We start from the raw sequence: 16,783 nt of genomic DNA, 5'->3' as shown, positions 1-16,783 counted from the left end.
TCCTGCAAGGTAATGTTTTTCATTTTTTCCCGGCGTAGGGATACGTTTTTGTTTACCTTTTTTATGCCAGTCAGCACCGATTTTGGGATTCAAATCGATATCGACTTCATCCTCATAAAATACGGGATGGACGGCACAATTTTGTTCTAATGCTTCACTAATCGCTGCCAGTTTTTCCTCTTTATGAGGATCGCGAATATGCAATGTCGGAGCCGCCCTGCGCCAGACAATCCCAGCTTCAGGCAGCCAGCGGCGGATTGTTCCAGGATGCAAAGTAGAATTAAATAGTTTATTAATTTCAATCGTTAACATCTCAGTACTCCACCGTGAACGCAGATAGCCGAAGTCCTGTGGAGAACGCTCAACAAGTAAATTGAGCATGTGCATCATCGCTTCAACGGGCCACTTTTTTTGACGTCCAGCCGGAAGACTTTTCAGGCCATCAATACCAAATAGTGTGAACCAGTTAATCCAGCGACCGACGGAGGAACGCGCGGCGCACAAGGTTTTAGCAACATAACTGAGTGATTCACCACGATGTAACATCAGCATGGCGATGAGACGCCTGGAATGGTTTTTGTCTGCCGTTTTATGGACAATTTTTTCCATCTGGAGACGCTCGTTTTTGGATATTGGTGCTATGATCGGCATAACTCAGTCCGGTTGTGGTGATTTGGGATATTCAGCGATTGATCAGATCGCTTAAACCGGATTGAGTTCCCTCAGTGATCTACTATTCGGCGCAGTTATTTAGGCGGCTATCAGACGAATTAATTGGAAATACACTCAGAAAAACATTCATCAGCCATATGGTTATGGTATCAACATGAAGTAATCGCGTGTCGAAAAATACCTTAAAAATGTACCTGAAAGTTATCCTCTTACGGGCCACCAGCAGCAGCGGCCCGTTTCAATTCAGCGCCCTGGCCATCAAGCAAAAGTATTTGGGGGCATAATTGGGGGCACATCTCAGGCGAGGGATTTTAAAATCTAGTAAATACAAAAGATTATCTTGTAATGCCGACTCCTGTGATCCCGCCAAAGCCTATATCCAGCTGTCTCTCATCGTCAATAAATCCTTTTATAATCCAGCAGCTATCACGATAATAGTCTGTCTGAATCTACCGCAGTTTACTGGTTTCGACCCTATGTAGAGGCATAAAAGGAGCAGCCAGTTAGCAATGATTTCATTTTCCCCTCCCAATTTAGACTGATAGCGATAGCCACTTTCGTTGACGGCAAATAACTGACAGGCAAAACGAACGCTGATACATCGATACCTGACCGCTTCTTGTGCCATCTGTTTTTGATGCGATGGCCTCACCGTTTTTTCGGGGGATCACCGAGGCATTTTTACTTTCTTTCTCACAAAATCATCTGTGCCGGCCGGCATTTATAAATCGCTGCTAATTTCTCTCTGGTTTTCTTCTGCGGACGAGAATCTATGGCTTCCCACTGGGATACAGCCGATTGCGTGGTACTAAGCAGCTCTGCGATTTCATATTGTGAAAATCCACGGTAAATGCGCCATGCTGCCAGCAAACTGACACCATCATTTACCATGATTTGAACAACTTCATTTGGGATAGTTTGATCATCATCGTGATCAGTAACATAGGGAATATCCTCATACTTTGTATTAGAGATAAGCTGCTGGTATTCGGCAATGGGTAAAACCACAAACTGAGGCTTTCCTGCTTCATCATGAATGTATTGTAGTTTTGCCATCTTATTTACCTTAGTTTAGAAAAATAACACCACGCCTTTGAGGAAAAATAGGCTTAGTCAGCCTAATAGGTTGCCGTGGTTCTACGTTTAACGTCCTGGATTTTACATATCACAGGCGTTCCCTCTACAATCTGAAAAATAACCCTGTAATTCTCTACACGCCTCCGATATTGGCTAACACCCATCTGTACCTTTTTGATATCCAAATTAACAACAGGGAAATTTGTCAGCTTATTAACTTTTTCACTGATGGATTTTCGATATCTGACATCGATTGAAAATAATTGCTTAACCGCTTTCCTCGACCAGTCAACCTTGACCATCGTTCCCTCACTTTTGTAAGTGATCACATCCGCTGTTATGGTGAGATAGTAGAGTTATATGTAAGTAAGGTCAACACAGCTAACTAATAATTAACTGGTTTTAACCTTATTAAAAACTAATTTTAGAGTTAAAATAATAATTGATATTGATGGGTTACATCCACAAATACGGCTCTTCTCGCATTGACAAAAATATTTGTCCTAACTTACCACTGGTTAATTGAACAGTAGGGTATCCACCAACGAGCTGATACCAACTTACCGAATATGGGGCAGGCTATTCCTTCATCTCTTCCTATTTTGTCATCTCGCCAGTATGACTATTTCCAGCATATGATTTAATTAACTGGTGAATTCACGGCTCATTGATTGCCTGACTGAAATATTACCAACAGAGACAGGAAAACACCTTAGCGATAATAAACCGCGATATGCTGGCCTTGTACTTTTTCTATGCTTATTTTTATATCAAAAATTTCTTCGAGGATCGAAGGCCGCATAATCTCTGCTGGTGCTCCGCGATAAATGACCTCACCATTTTTCATGGCAATAATATGGTCGGAATAAGCAGAGGCAAAATTAATATCATGGATAACCAGAATGATGGTTTTATGTAGCTCATCTGCGGCCCGTCGCAATTGTTTCATCATCGCGACACAATGTTTCATGTCTAGATTATTCAATGGCTCATCTAGCAGGATATAACTCGTATCCTGACAAAGTACCATAGCAACATAAGCGCGCTGCCGTTGCCCACCCGAGAGTTCATCAAGATAACGATCTTTCAGGGGCATTAGGTTGAGAAACTCCATCGCAGCATTAATATGCTGGCGATCATTTTCGTTAAGCCTGCCTCGTGAGTAGGGATAACGGCCAAAACCTACCAAATCAGAGACGGTCAGGCGGCTGGTAAAATGGTTCTCTTGCCGTAAAACGGAAAGGATTGTCGCCAGCTTATCCCCAGAGGTTTTTGCCACATCCAGCCCATTGAACAACACATTTCCAGAATCGGCAGCAAGGAGGCGGCTCATAATCGATAATAACGTAGACTTTCCTGCACCATTTGGCCCAATGATTGAGGTAATACCACCAGAAGGAATGCGCTCATTGATTTCATTGAGTACCGTTGTCTGTTGGTATTTTTTATTAACATCATTTATTTCAATCACACGGGAGCCTTTTTTATTAAAAGATAAATAAACAGTGCGCCGCCAACGAACTCAATAACGACGGACAGTGTTCCCGCCATATTCAGCACACGTTCAAGGATCAATTGCCCACCGACCAGTGTAATCACCCCCAGTAGGAAAACCCCTGGTAGTAAATATTGATGTCGGTATGAGCCCACAATCGGATAAGCCAGGTTCGCAATAAGTAACCCTAAGAAGGTCAGCGGCCCCACCAATGCGGTTGATATGGCGACCAGTAGTGAGACCAACAGGAGGATAACGGTTATTTTTTTCTGATACGCGACACCAAGGTTAATCGCGGTATTTCTGCCAAGAGCAATAACATCAAGGCAATGACGTAGACGCCAAATAACAACGCCCACAATTACGATGATCCCAGCAGAGACGGCAATAATTTCTGGTGCGGCGCGGGTAAACGTAGCGAAGATCCGGCTCTGAAGGATGGCAAATTCACCGGGAGAAAGAAGACGCTGCATGAGGTTAGAGATACTGCGAAACAGTGTGCCACAAACTAACCCTACCAAAAGTACTTTGTGTAGATTGATACCCACACCAGACAGTAACCAACGGTAAAGGAAAACGGAGAACAGCAACAGTAATGCGGATTCACAGAGAAATTTACCGGTGATACCTAATGCGCGGAACCCATTGGCGTCAATAAAAAATATCAACATCGTCTGGATCAGAATAAATAGCGCCTCAAGCCCCATGACTGATGGCGTTAAAATACGATTATTGGTTACCGTTTGAAATAAGACCGTAGCCACACCGGATGCGAAAGCGACCAACAGCATAGTGGCTAAAATAAGGCCTCGATGAACGAGAATATACTGAATATTGCCACTCAGATTGATTGTCATGAAAATAATCATCGCACCGAGAGCGATGATGCTCAGTAGCAATAACCGCTTTGCTGGCAAAGTTAACGCTTTATTTATGCCTTGGAATAGCGTGTTTTTTGCAGAGTACTCCTCAGCCCGCATGACGTTTTGTCCTAACAATTAATAACAGGAAAACGAGTGCGCCAATAACGCCCAGAATAACACTGGCAGGGATTTCAAAAGGGTAACTGATTAATCGGCCAATAATGTCGCATAATACAACCAAGCCGCCACCACAAAGGCCAACCCAAGGTATGGTTCGGCGCAGATTATCGCCCATCGCCATACTGACAATATTAGGGATAATCAAACCAAGAAAAGGCAGCACACCAATCACGACTACCACGACGCCACTGATGATGGCAATGATGGACATCCCAATCAACATAACTCTTTGATAATTCAAGCCGATATTGACCGAGAAATCCCGGCCCATACCCGCAACCGTGAAGCGGTCAGCGATAAAACACGCTACCAGCGTCAGGATGCCCACAATCCACAGCAATTCATAGCGGCCCTGTAATACACCAGAAAAATCACCGGACTCCCAACTGCCTAACGACTGTAATAGGTCGAATTCCATCGCCAGGAATGTGGTTACGGCACTAAAAACTGCCCCTAACATAATGCCGGTCAGCGGCACCATCAGCGCAGATTTCATTCTCATGCGTGCCAATAGCATCATGAACAGGACGGTGCCACCCATCGCGAATAACGTGGCCACTAGCATCTTGATCATCACCGAGGCTGATGGACTGAAAACCATCACCAACAATAAGCCAAGACTGGCCGATTGGGTGGTACCAGCAATCGAGGGCTCAACGAAGCGATTCTGTGTCAGCATCTGCATAATCAGCCCGGAAACGCTCATGGCACTGCCAGCCAGAACCAATGCCAGCGTTCGCGGCACACGACTGATGAAGAAGATGTCGCGCATATCGGGATCCGACCAGAGATTGGCGAGTGTGACATGCCCAGCCCCGATGAATAGGCTGCATATCATCAGGCCCAGTAGGATCACCAGGCCTGCGACAAAGCTTAAATTTTTCATGAATGAAAATTACTGCGCTGATACTGGTTTATCCAGAATTGCACTCACCTTATCCATCAGCTGTGTATAACTCTGCACGCCCCCGGCAATATAAAGTGAGGCAGAATCGAGATAAACAATGCGATCGTTTTTCCATGCTTTAGTTTTATGGATCAGCGGGTTATCGAGGACCTGTTGTGCGGATTGCCCTTCAGTCCGGCCAATCGCATTGTCGCGGTCAAGGACGAACAGCCAGTCAGGATTAGCATTAAGAATGAATTCTGATGTCACCACATTTCCGTGGCGGCCTGATTCAGCAAAGGTGGCCGCAGGTGTGAACCCCAGTTCGTCAAAAATAAAACCAAAACGGGAACCGGGGGTGTAAGCCGACATTTTTCCACCGCTGATCATCAATACCATTGCCGAGCCAGCGTTAGCCGATTTCTGCTTTATCGCGTTTACCTGTGATGAGAAATTACCAAGCAGAGTTTTGGCTTCTTCTTCTTTGCCAAATATTGAGGCCAGTTGCTCGGTACGTTGGGTAAGGCTCTGGGTAAAGTGCTGAGTATCAACATCAAGCGCGATAGTTGGAGCGATAGCACTGAGTTTGTCATAAGCATCTTGAGCACGCCCGCCAGCGATGATCAGGTCAGGTTTAGCCTGACTGAGTGCCTCATAATCCGGTTCAAACAGTGTCCCAGTATTCATATACTCAGGGCCGCTGTACTTGGATAAAAATGCCGGTAGATGTGTGCTGGTCTGTGGAACACCGGCCACCGTGATGTGTAGGGCGTCCGCGTTATCCAGCACTGATGGGTTCAGTATGACGACTTTTTGTGGGTTCAGCGGAACCAGAGTTGTTCCCTGCGCATGTTCAATACTGATTGTTGCTGCATTGTCAGGTGTTGCTGACGACTGATCACAGCCTGTTATGGCAAAGGTTGCTACCAGTAATGACGAAAATAAAGCTAAACGTAATCGCATTTTCTCTCCTGAGAAGTGGAATGCAGAAATCAGCACCAGTAATGCTAATGATTTTTATTACCAATCCCAGGATGATACCTATCAATGCTTGTGATGAACAGATAACGCAATCTGCCCTTTTGATGAATTGACAGTGCCAGAGCAGGGTTAAACACATTATGTGGGGTTAATACACCGAGAAAGTGAATTTAACATATTGTATTTACTTAAAAATAAAAAATTCAACTGTGCCAGTGACGTTACTTCAAGATTATGGATAAATTATGAATTTTCACATCATCTTGATGTATAGCCAAAATAATTCGAGTTTCAGGAAGGCGACAAGGGAGATACAAATCGGTTGGGAACCGATTTGAACAGTATTTATGCCACGTTGCTATATATACCCGCATTACTATATATACCCGCATTACTATATCTATGACCGTATCGCTGTGTCTGACATCAAGGGTGAATGAGATATCAGCCTTTGATTACTTATGGCAGTAGAATCTATCAGATTCCATTTTCCTGATAGATGCATAATCTTGCCAGAGCTGCTCTTTGCTTTTATGAACCAGATAAACCGTTCCGGGTTGGCTGAATACATTTTTTGTCACTTCAATATTGTCCCCCTCATTGACGTAATAAACTGACTTTTTATATGAGGGCAGGCGTTGTAATTCACGTTCAAAATGTTTGGCTGAGAACACTCCAGCGGCCTGATTGATTAAGCACACATTAAAAGAATGAGCATTGAGCTGATAACTCTCTTTTTTGAGTGTTTGTCTGAACCCGTCTGGATCTGCAAGCGATTGGGCGAAGGCTACCAGTTGACCAAAGCCGGTTGTTACGGCGGCGACGTCAGGGTGTAAAATTCCATCAGTTCTGGCGGCAATCTCAACCAGAACTGGGCCACCGGAGGTCATCATCACCTCTGCATGGCTAGGGCCATTTTTGATCCCCAGAACCAAAGCGGCTTGTTTGGTGTAATCCACCAGAGGTTGATACTCCGGGCTTGTGCAATCGAGAAGTTCGTCAATATCGTAAATAACGCTGCCTGATGGGAGCCTTCTTTTATGGTAGCGAACGATTTCAGTGACCAACGGTTCACCATCTAACGAAACGAAATTGACAACGTATTCGGTGCCATCAAGAAACTCCTGCAATAATACACTTTCATTGACCAGACTAAGCTTATTCGCGGTACCGAGAATAGCCAAAAAAGCGTGATACGCACTCTGTTTATCTTGGCAAATAAAGACACCATCTGAGCCTGCGCTCTCAAGTGGTTTTAAGACGACAGGCCATGTTGCGTGAGTATCAAGCCATGCGCTGGCATCCTCCCAGTCAGCGGTATCAATCTGTCTGGCAGCCGATAATCCTGCGTTAGCCAAGGCATTGATCATCTCATATTTATTACGACGGGCAGATGAGGTGACAAAGGCGTTCCTATAGCATAAGCCCAGTTCATGATTAAGCCGATCAGCCAGCAGGACACCACTCTCAGCCCCAGCAATAACCGCGTCGGCACCAAGTTGGCGTACAAATTCGATAGTGTCATCAATGTGCTTATTGATATGTTGCTGACGATAGATTGTTTCATCGAAGCCTGCATAGTAATAACTATCCAAATCACAGCGCGATGCGATATGAATAAGCTCACACCCCATTTCATACAGCTTCATAGCCACAAATTTACCGGAAGAAAATCCGTCTACCACAATGATTTTTTTCATGTTATTCCCCTCTTGTTTTTGGGTTCCCAATAATTTTGTTTATGCCGAGAATAAATAACAGAATGGCAATAATGCTAACGGCGGCAATGCTGTCGAAGGAAACTTCAACTCTGGTGTCAAAATATTGCAGGAGAAGAGTGAAAACAGGAAGCAGCAGCAATACCAGCGACACGTGCAGAGGTTGTAAGCGTTTTATAGTGTTTTGAATCAGGTAAATTGGAAGCAAGTGACCAATAACCACCAAAAGTACCATTGGTGCGGCAAGGCGCATATTAATGCTCAATGGGACATCAGCATAAAGACAATAAACCACCGCAATCAGTAGCATCAGCATATTTCTAAACCCTAATATTTCATAAGTTTCCCACTGCCGCTGGTATAACTCACGAGAGATAAAGGTATATGTAACCGTGCCTAACGCACTGAGGATGACACATATAATTCCGATTAGACGCTCATCTGCCGTTGTTGTCGTAACACCGCTTTTCCCCATCAGCGAGTTAAATAACATCAGGATGACACCAACCATAATTAGCCAAGAAATAATGAATTCTAACCCACTATTTTTTCCATTCCTATTATCTATACATCGGGAGATGATCGTGGTTATTGCTGGTCCACAGGCAACCGATGCTATCCCTACAATGGCAGGTTCAAGATAGCGCAGTGAGACAATAAGCCCACCCCAATTCAGTAACACTGCAACATTAGTCAAGATCAGTAATGGTAGATTGGCTTTGGCTTTATAAAAAACAGCAATACCCTGTTTGAATATACTGAATAGAAGAAAGACTATTGCAGATGATATAAAACAGTAGAGAATAATAACAGCAGGACTTATTGATTGAGTGATATAACCGACATAGACATCGAAGGCCGCACTGATCAGACAAAAAATAACGCCGTAACCTATTCCACTATAAGCATGCATAGTACTTCCTTATCTTACTGATTAATTTTATATAATGTGTTTTTTAACCAGTAACTGTTGTAATGATGTGATTTTTTATTTCACTCAATGATATCGACCCCATGAGGTTTAACACTGATTTTCATTAGTGTCTTAACGTTAATACCTGTTTGTGTAAATATGTTGTGTTTACCATTGTTTTGGATTTTTTCTACAGCACAAATAACATCCTTAATTATTCCGCCAGCATTCTGTATTGCTTTAATGAGCGAGATAACCGTACCCCCGGTACTCAAAGTATCATCTATAATAGCGACACGGTCACCAGCAGATATGCCATTAAGGTACATTACACCTTCAAAATATTCAGATGAAATATTTACAACATTGTTATTTAACTCATTAAGACTATATGGATACCAACGAGCCATCGCCAATGGCTTGCCTGATAACAAGGAAACAGCAGTAGCGAGGGGGGCACCTTTATCTTCTTCTGTCACGATTTTATCGATATCCATATCTATAATTTGTATGACTTTATGTGCGACTTCTATCAAGACTGCTGGTCTGAGGGCGGGCAACTGGTCTGTAAATTCATTGACGGTGGTTAATGCTTTTCCTGAGTTCACTACCTGAGCATTTTTATACACATTCTTTAGTAAAATCATTGGGTTTCCTTATATCCAGGGTAGACTCCATTCCAGCGACTTTTATATTTCCATGCACTATCAAAGAATAGGGTGACAATAACTTTCCCGTTAACTTCTTGCATGATGTCCTCCGTAATCAACAAGTTAGCGCCACAGGTTGGCCCAATCCCTAATCGCTCCTTTTCGATGAAGCTTTTCATCCTTTCCCAAGCCGCCTTTCCATTAACAACCCTTACCTCATCGATCAGGTCTAAAAGGGTATTCACTGAAATAACGCCAGCACCTAGCCCCATAAGATTATGATGTTTATGCTGAAAATTAAGACCGTGTCGCTGTGAATAGATCGGGGCAGATTGATCAACTTCAATACCCACCGTGCGGATACGTGGGTAGGCGTTCTTCAAAATTTCCGCAATACCTGAAAATGTACCTCCCGTTCCGATTGAACAAATAAAATAATCAGGCTCTTTATTTATCTCATTCATTTTTATGACAATTTCTTCTCCGCAACTATGCCAGGCATCTTTATTTAAGGTGGTGTCAGATTGATTGAGAAAAAATATATTTTTCTGGTGATTTGAGTACTCGGTTGCTGCCTCTACAGCACCCTTTAAAAAACTTTCTTTGGGGGTTTCGATAATTTCCCCACCAAATGAATATATCTGTTCTTTGCGTTCTTCAGTCATACCTTCAGGCATGAATATTTTAACTTTATATCCTTTTTTTTGACCAATCCAAGCCAGTGCCGCACCTCCATTCCCTGTTGAACAGTCTATCAATGTCATTCCGGGGGCTATTTTATTTTCTTCTTCCAATGAATTAATAATATACAGAAAAGTTCGGTCTTTATGGCTGCCGGTGGGATTGTTTAATTCGCATTTAGAAAAAAGAGAATTATTGTTTATTGATAAACTTGTTAGCTCAATAAGCTCAGTGTTACCAATATCATTAAGTTCCATGATCCACTCCTTTGTTATAGAGATGCACAATAAAACATAAATTTACCGGAGGGTAAATATTAATATTAATATTTAATTTATTGAATTATTAAAAGTGCTATCTATAGATAGGTTCATTATTTTTATGTTAATAATTTCGATGTATTTTTTACCTAATTAGTTTACTTTTATCTATATAAAACCACCTGAGAAGATACCGTATTATAAATAAGTGAAAATAGATTTCTTATGATTTCATCTTATTAACTTCCCTCTCGATGTTGTGTCAGCGCGGAAACTACTGCTCCAATGAGGTACACGCGCCATAAAACCAATGAGACATACGATGGAATACGCTCTAATCTGCTGCGGGGCAGCGCGCAAACACGGGTTGTTAATGTAAAATTTATGTGAATAATGTGTGACTTGGTGCGCAAATATAGACCAATTTTATGCTGATTTTACGGTTTAAACCATGTCGAAAATCCTTTAAATTTCTCTTCATACAAAACAATAGTGAATATAACTAATTGATTAAATTTACTATTGTTGTTTTTATTTTTGTATTTCAAGTTGTTATTTGGTTTTTCTCTCTGAACTTGATTGTACTTGTCTATACGAGTATATGTTAATAAATGCTCAAGATGAGCAATGTCATTTGATACCTGAAAAACTAGTTGAAGGAAATTGCCGTGACTGCTCAAAACAGATTCCGAGATAATGAGATTCGAGCTCCGCAGGGTACGCAGCTGACAGCGAAAAGCTGGCTGACTGAAGCCGCGCTACGCATGCTGATGAACAACCTCGATCCTGACGTGGCTGAGAATCCCAAAGAATTAGTGGTCTACGGCGGTATTGGTCGCGCGGCCCGTAATTGGGAATGCTATGACAAGATTGTTGAAAGCCTGATCAATTTGAACGATGACGAAACTCTATTAATCCAATCGGGTAAGCCTGTCGGGGTATTCAAAACCCACAGTAATGCGCCTAGGGTACTGATTGCCAACTCGAATTTGGTACCTCATTGGGCTAACTGGGAGCATTTTAATGAATTGGACGCCAAGGGGCTGGCTATGTATGGCCAGATGACGGCGGGTAGTTGGATCTATATTGGTAGCCAAGGCATTGTACAGGGTACCTATGAAACCTTTGTTGAAGCGGGTCGCCAGCATTTTGGCGGTAGCCTGAAAGGGCGTTGGGTGTTGACTGCTGGGCTAGGAGGAATGGGCGGCGCGCAACCGCTGGCCGCAACGTTAGCCGGTGCATGTTCTCTGAACATCGAATGCCAACAAAGCCGCATCGATTTTCGTCTCAAAACCCGTTATGTGGATGAGCAAGCAACCGATCTGGATGATGCTTTAGCGCGCATTGAGAAATATACCGCTACAGGTGTCGCGGTTTCTATTGCACTGTGCGGCAATGCGGCTGAAATCTTACCTGAGCTGGTACGTCGTGGCGTTCGACCTGATATGGTCACCGACCAAACCAGTGCTCATGATCCATTGAACGGTTATCTGCCGAAGGGTTGGGATTGGGAAGAGTATCGCCAACGCGCTCAACATGAGCCAGCGCTGGTGATCAATGCCGCGAAAATCTCCATGGCGGAGCATGTTGAAGCGATGTTAGCCTTTCACAATATGGGTATTCCAACCTTTGATTACGGCAATAATATCCGTCAAATGGCCTACGATATGGGCGTTATTCGTGCCTTTGATTTCCCCGGTTTTGTACCGGCGTATATTCGTCCTCTTTTTTGTCGTGGTATTGGCCCATTCCGCTGGGTCGCGTTGTCGGGTAACCCAAACGATATTTATAAAACCGATGCTAAGGTCAAAGCATTGATTCCTGATGATGCACATTTGCATCATTGGCTAGATATGGCGCGTGAGCGTATTAGTTTTCAGGGGTTGCCAGCACGTATCTGCTGGGTTGGTCTGGGTCAGCGTGCCAAATTGGGTTTGGCATTTAACGAAATGGTGCGCAGTGGCGAACTCTCTGCGCCCGTTGTGATTGGCCGCGATCATCTGGATTCTGGATCGGTTGCCAGCCCTAACCGTGAAACTGAAGCGATGCAGGATGGCTCCGATGCTGTGTCTGACTGGCCGCTGCTTAATGCATTACTGAATACGGCCAGTGGTGCGACATGGGTATCACTACATCATGGTGGTGGCGTAGGGATGGGCTTCTCGCAACATTCAGGCATGGTGGTGGTTTGTGATGGCAGCGATGAAGCCGCTGAACGTATTGCCAGGGTATTACATAACGATCCGGCCACGGGTGTGATGCGCCATGCGGATGCGGGTTATGACATTGCGGTTAATTGCGCGCAAGAGCAACGACTTAACCTGCCAATGGTTGCCGCAACTCAAGGGAAAAAATCATGAAGACAATAACACTGTGTCCTGGTCAGATGACGCTGGCTGACTTACGGCATGTCTACCAACATCCCGTACATATCATGTTGGATGGCAGTGCCTATGTACCCATTCAGCAAAGTGTGGGTTGTGTTCAAGCCATATTGGCAGAAAAGCGCACGGCATATGGCATTAATACCGGGTTCGGTTTGTTGGCCTCTACCCGTATCGCCACCGAAGACCTGGAAAATTTACAGCGTTCAATCGTACTCTCCCATGCCGCAGGAGTGGGAGAGGCGAATGATGATGCGATTGTACGTCTGATTATGGTGCTGAAAATCAATAGCCTGGCGAGAGGTTTCTCCGGTATTCGGCTGGAGGTCATTCAGGCGCTGATTACCTTGGTCAATGCTGGGGTTTATCCGCATATTCCGTTAAAAGGATCGGTGGGCGCTTCTGGCGATTTAGCCCCGTTGGCACATATGAGCTTGCTGTTATTAGGTGAAGGTAAAGCCCGCTATCAGGGAGAGTGGCTGCCTGCACACACGGCACTGGAGCAAGCGGGTTTACAGCCCCTCATATTGGCGGCGAAAGAGGGCTTGGCGCTACTTAATGGCACCCAAGTCTCAGCCGCTTATGCGTTGCGTGGCCTGTTTGAGGCCGAAGATCTCTATGCGGCTGCCTCGGTGTTTGGCTGTTTGACAGTGGATGCAGCATTAGGATCCCGTAGCCCATTCGACGCCCGTATTCACGCCGTTCGGGGCCAACGTGGGCAGATTGATGCTGCCAGCACTTATCGTCATCTGCTTGGTGAGCGCAGTGAAATCTCAGAATCACACAAGAATTGTGACAAAGTGCAGGATCCATACTCTTTACGCTGTCAGCCGCAGGTGATGGGCGCATGTTTAGCCCAAATACGTCAGGCGGCAGAGGTGCTGGCTATTGAATCCAATGCCGTTTCAGATAACCCGTTGGTGTTTGCTGAACAGGGTGATGTCTTGTCTGGTGGGAATTTCCATGCTGAACCGGTTGCTATGGCTGCAGACAATCTGGCGCTGGCGCTGGCAGAAATCGGCTCATTATCAGAGCGCCGTATCTCGTTGATGATGGATAAGCATATGTCTCAGCTACCCCCATTTCTGGTAGAGAACGGGGGCGTAAATTCTGGCTTTATGATTGCTCAGGTTACGGCTGCGGCGTTAACCAGTGAAAATAAAGGGCTGGCATTCCCCGCCAGTGTCGATAGCATCCCAACCTCTGCCAATCAGGAAGATCATGTTTCTATGGCCCCTCGGGCGGGTAAACGCTTGTGGGAGATGGCTGAAAATGTACGGAATATACTGGCTATCGAGTGGCTGGCAGCGTGTCAAGGGCTTGATTTGCGCAAAGGGCTGAGAACTTCCGCCGTACTGGAACCCGCCCGTCAGCTATTACGCCAGCACGTCACTTACTACGATAAAGATCGTTTCTTTGCCCCCGATATTGAAGTTGCTAGCCAGCTTATTGCACAGCGTCATATGAATGAGTTGATGCCAGCAAAACTACTGCCAAGTCTTTAATAACAATAGTTTTCCAAGGCAGCAGTTTCCCAAGACAATAGTTTCCCAAGACAATAGTTTCCAAAGACAATAGTTTCCAAAGAAATTGGCGTTGCAGACTAGTAATAAACGAGCGTATTCCACTGAATTGACTTAGGTCAGTAATTTGGCGGAGAAAATGACGCTAGCTATGCTGCAACGTCAAATACTAAGGGGATAAACGATCCGCCGCTTCTCTCCGCTGTGGGCACGTTGCCATTAGCCCCAATCGATTAGCTGTAAAAACAGTTCACTGTAAAAAAACCAGTTCGCTGTAAAAACCCAGTTCAATGGAGGCGCGGATCACCGGAGCTTCCTCTCTGAATCCCTGCCTGAAAAGGCACAAATTTTGCGAGAATGTACCATGAAGAATGATTCATCCACGCTCAAGCGCGGCCTTAGTGCACGGCATATCCGGTTTATGGCGTTAGGTTCTGCCATTGGTACTGGCCTATTTTATGGTTCGGCCGAGGCAATCCGTCTGGCGGGGCCTGCGGTATTATTAGCTTATTTGATTGGCGGTGCGGCAGTCTTTATGGTGATGCGAGCATTGGGTGAAATGGCGGTACATGACCCAGTGGCTGGTTCTTTTTGTCACTATGCCAGCCGTTATCTGGGGCCACTGGCGGGGTTCCTGACGGGCTGGACCTATACCTTTGAAATGGTTGTTGTGGCACTGGCTGATGTTACCGCTTTTGGTATCTATATGGGGCTGTGGTTTCCTGATGCGCCCCAATGGGTATGGGTGCTAAGTATCATTTTCTTTATCGGTGCGCTGAATCTATGTTCAGTGAAAGTCTTTGGTGAAATGGAGTTCTGGCTCTCTTTGCTAAAAGTGGTCGCTATTATTGCCATGATTGCCGCAGGTTTGGGTATTATGATGTTTGGTTTCGGGGCGGGGCATGACAGCACAGGAGTCAGTAACTTATGGCTTCATCAAGGGTTTATGCCAAATGGAATCACTGGGGTGATTGCGTCATTTGCTGTGGTGATGTTTGCTTTTGGGGGGATTGAAATTATTGGGGTGACCGCCAGTGAAGCGAAGGATCCGGGAAAGGTATTACCACGAGCTATCAATACAGTACCAATACGTATTCTATTGTTCTATGTTTTGACCCTGTTTGTCCTGATGGCTATCTATCCGTGGAATAGCATCGGGCAAAATGGCAGCCCCTTTGTGGAGATTTTTAGTAGTTTAGGCATAAACTCTGCCGCTAATATTCTTAATTTGGTGGTAATAACCGCTGCAATTTCAGCGATTAACAGTGATATTTACGGTGCTGGTCGTATGATGTACGGCCTGGCGCAGGAAGGATTGGCCCCTAAGAGCTTCAGTCGACTGACACGTAATGGTGTGCCCTATATGACTATCTTGGTGATGGCTATTACGCTGCTGTGCGGTGTGGTATTGAATTACCTTATCCCGAAAAACGTGTTCCTGGTTATTGCATCGATCGCCACTTTTGCAACCGTTTGGGTGTGGCTGATGATTCTGGTATCACAAGTCGCCATGCGCCGTTCAATGAGCAAAGCACAAGTCGCTCGGCTGGCATTCCCCGTGCCATTTTGGCCGTTAGCCCCAATCCTTACCATTCTCTTTATGGCCTTTATTATTGCTGTTCTAGGTTACTTCCCTGCGACCCGTATTGCGATGTATGTCGGCCTGGCGTGGGTGGCATTAATGACACTGGCGTGGTGGATTTGGTTACGTAAGGCTCCGTCACGCGTTATTCAAGAGCGGGTGAAAAGCAGCGAGATACCTTCGTAAAGGAACAAATATTAACGGGCTGTTGATGGGGTATCAGCGGCCCGATTTATTTTTTTCAAGCATGTGGCGGTAGTGAGGGGGGGTTAAGTACCAGCTTTTGGTGCAACTCAACAGCCATCGCCTCAAGGCGGGTGGTTAATTGGTTGGTTAGGGTTGTGAGTTCTGTATTTTGTCTTAACAATTCCAACATCTGTTCAGCATTCTGTGCGGCCATTCTTTGCCGCTCTTCGTTGGCAATAGCCAGCGCCTCGCGGTGTAGCGCATCGGCTTCTGCATTGGCTTTGTCACGTTCAGCCTGGCGAGTCTGTGCCAATAAAATAAGGGGGGCTGCATACGCTGCTTGTAAGCTAAAAGCCAAATTCAACAAGATAAACGGATAAATATCAAACTTGGCGATACCCATTACATTTAAGCCAATCCAAATCACCACGATCAGCGTCTGTGCCCCTAAGAAAACTGGTGTGCCAAAAAAACGCGCAAAGGCTTCTGCTTTCAGAGCAAACCAGCCGTTGCCGAAGGGGTTTGACAAATGTTCATGGGCACGGAGAAAGCGTAGGTAATCAAGCTTTCGCGTTCGAGGCGGCTGTTGTTCGGTTACCGGTTCAGCAGGCTTCATAAAATATTCTCCCTATGGATGACTTTAGTCAGGAGTGATGTCTTCACGACCAGACTAAATCAGTTTATTGAATACTTCAGGCTATAGAATACTTAAGATTTAAGGTTATTTAATGT

15 protein-coding genes are annotated in these 16,783 nt (G+C 44.9%); 3 read left to right on the top strand and 12 right to left on the bottom strand.

The genetic code is table 11. The features are described from left to right. The 11 genes from AC971_RS16815 to AC971_RS16995 all read right to left on the bottom strand — a co-directional run. Positions 1 to 651 (bottom strand): IS630 family transposase (locus tag AC971_RS16815; protein WP_156170239.1); only part of this gene is annotated, 651 nt, incomplete at its 3' end. A 714-nt stretch (positions 652 to 1,365) separates the two neighbouring features. After that, on the bottom strand, positions 1,366 to 1,728 hold the full coding sequence (locus AC971_RS17040) for a helix-turn-helix domain-containing protein (RefSeq protein WP_025381881.1): 363 nt from the start codon (positions 1,726 to 1,728) through the stop codon (positions 1,366 to 1,368). Between the two features lie 62 nt (positions 1,729 to 1,790). Beyond that, positions 1,791 to 2,051 (bottom strand): type II toxin-antitoxin system RelE family toxin, encoded by a 261-nt coding sequence (locus tag AC971_RS17035; protein WP_025381880.1) that lies wholly within the window; start codon positions 2,049 to 2,051, stop codon positions 1,791 to 1,793. A gap of 410 nt (positions 2,052 to 2,461) precedes the next feature. Further along, complete coding sequence (locus AC971_RS17030) at positions 2,462 to 3,220, bottom strand: iron ABC transporter ATP-binding protein (protein ID WP_025381879.1); 759 nt, start codon at positions 3,218 to 3,220, stop codon at positions 2,462 to 2,464. Continuing rightward, the gene (locus AC971_RS17025) at positions 3,217 to 4,224 is read right to left on the bottom strand and encodes an iron chelate uptake ABC transporter family permease subunit (RefSeq protein WP_025381878.1); all 1,008 of its coding nucleotides are present in this window, start codon (positions 4,222 to 4,224) and stop codon (positions 3,217 to 3,219) included. Before AC971_RS17025 ends, AC971_RS17030 begins: the two co-directional genes overlap by 4 nt. Further along, on the bottom strand, positions 4,214 to 5,173 hold the full coding sequence (locus tag AC971_RS17020) for an ABC transporter permease (protein WP_025381877.1): 960 nt from the start codon (positions 5,171 to 5,173) through the stop codon (positions 4,214 to 4,216). Before AC971_RS17020 ends, AC971_RS17025 begins: the two co-directional genes overlap by 11 nt. Before the next feature lie 9 nt (positions 5,174 to 5,182). Next, positions 5,183 to 6,136 (bottom strand): siderophore ABC transporter substrate-binding protein, encoded by a 954-nt coding sequence (locus AC971_RS17015; RefSeq protein WP_025381876.1) that lies wholly within the window; start codon positions 6,134 to 6,136, stop codon positions 5,183 to 5,185. Between the two features lie 473 nt (positions 6,137 to 6,609). Beyond that, positions 6,610 to 7,854 carry an ATP-grasp domain-containing protein gene (locus tag AC971_RS17010; protein WP_025381875.1) on the bottom strand — a complete coding sequence of 415 codons (1,245 nt, stop codon included), beginning with the start codon at positions 7,852 to 7,854 and terminating at the stop codon, positions 6,610 to 6,612. A gap of 1 nt (position 7,855) precedes the next feature. Further along, on the bottom strand, positions 7,856 to 8,785 hold the full coding sequence (locus AC971_RS17005; RefSeq protein ID WP_025381874.1) for an EamA family transporter: 930 nt from the start codon (positions 8,783 to 8,785) through the stop codon (positions 7,856 to 7,858). Between the two features lie 80 nt (positions 8,786 to 8,865). Then, entirely contained in the window at positions 8,866 to 9,432 is a 567-nt protein-coding gene (locus tag AC971_RS17000; protein WP_025381873.1) for a phosphoribosyltransferase family protein, read from the bottom strand. Continuing rightward, positions 9,429 to 10,373 (bottom strand): cysteine synthase family protein, encoded by a 945-nt coding sequence (locus AC971_RS16995; RefSeq protein ID WP_025381872.1) that lies wholly within the window; start codon positions 10,371 to 10,373, stop codon positions 9,429 to 9,431. Before AC971_RS16995 ends, AC971_RS17000 begins: the two co-directional genes overlap by 4 nt. Positions 10,374 to 11,044: 671 nt before the next feature. Here AC971_RS16995 and hutU point away from each other — a divergent pair. The 3 genes from hutU to AC971_RS16975 all read left to right on the top strand — a co-directional run bounded on the left by hutU (position 11,045) and on the right by AC971_RS16975 (position 16,051). Then, positions 11,045 to 12,736 (top strand): urocanate hydratase, encoded by a 1,692-nt coding sequence (gene hutU / locus AC971_RS16985; protein ID WP_025381871.1) that lies wholly within the window; start codon positions 11,045 to 11,047, stop codon positions 12,734 to 12,736. Continuing rightward, positions 12,733 to 14,265 carry a histidine ammonia-lyase gene (hutH, locus tag AC971_RS16980; RefSeq protein WP_025381870.1) on the top strand — a complete coding sequence of 511 codons (1,533 nt, stop codon included), beginning with the start codon at positions 12,733 to 12,735 and terminating at the stop codon, positions 14,263 to 14,265. Before hutU ends, hutH begins: the two co-directional genes overlap by 4 nt. 382 nt (positions 14,266 to 14,647) lie before the next feature. Further along, a complete protein-coding gene (locus AC971_RS16975) occupies positions 14,648 to 16,051 on the top strand; it encodes an amino acid permease (RefSeq protein WP_025381869.1) in 1,404 nt (467 codons plus the stop codon). A 55-nt stretch (positions 16,052 to 16,106) separates the two neighbouring features. Here the strand turns inward: AC971_RS16975 and AC971_RS16970 are convergent, their stop codons facing one another. After that, complete coding sequence (locus AC971_RS16970; protein ID WP_025381868.1) at positions 16,107 to 16,667, bottom strand: DUF1003 domain-containing protein; 561 nt, start codon at positions 16,665 to 16,667, stop codon at positions 16,107 to 16,109. Positions 16,668 to 16,783 lie beyond the last annotated feature (116 nt).

The sequence above is a fragment of the Yersinia similis genome, assembly GCF_001053095.1.
In the GTDB taxonomy this organism is placed as follows: domain Bacteria; phylum Pseudomonadota; class Gammaproteobacteria; order Enterobacterales; family Enterobacteriaceae; genus Yersinia; species Yersinia similis.
This window is presented reverse-complemented; position numbering and strand designations above follow the sequence as displayed.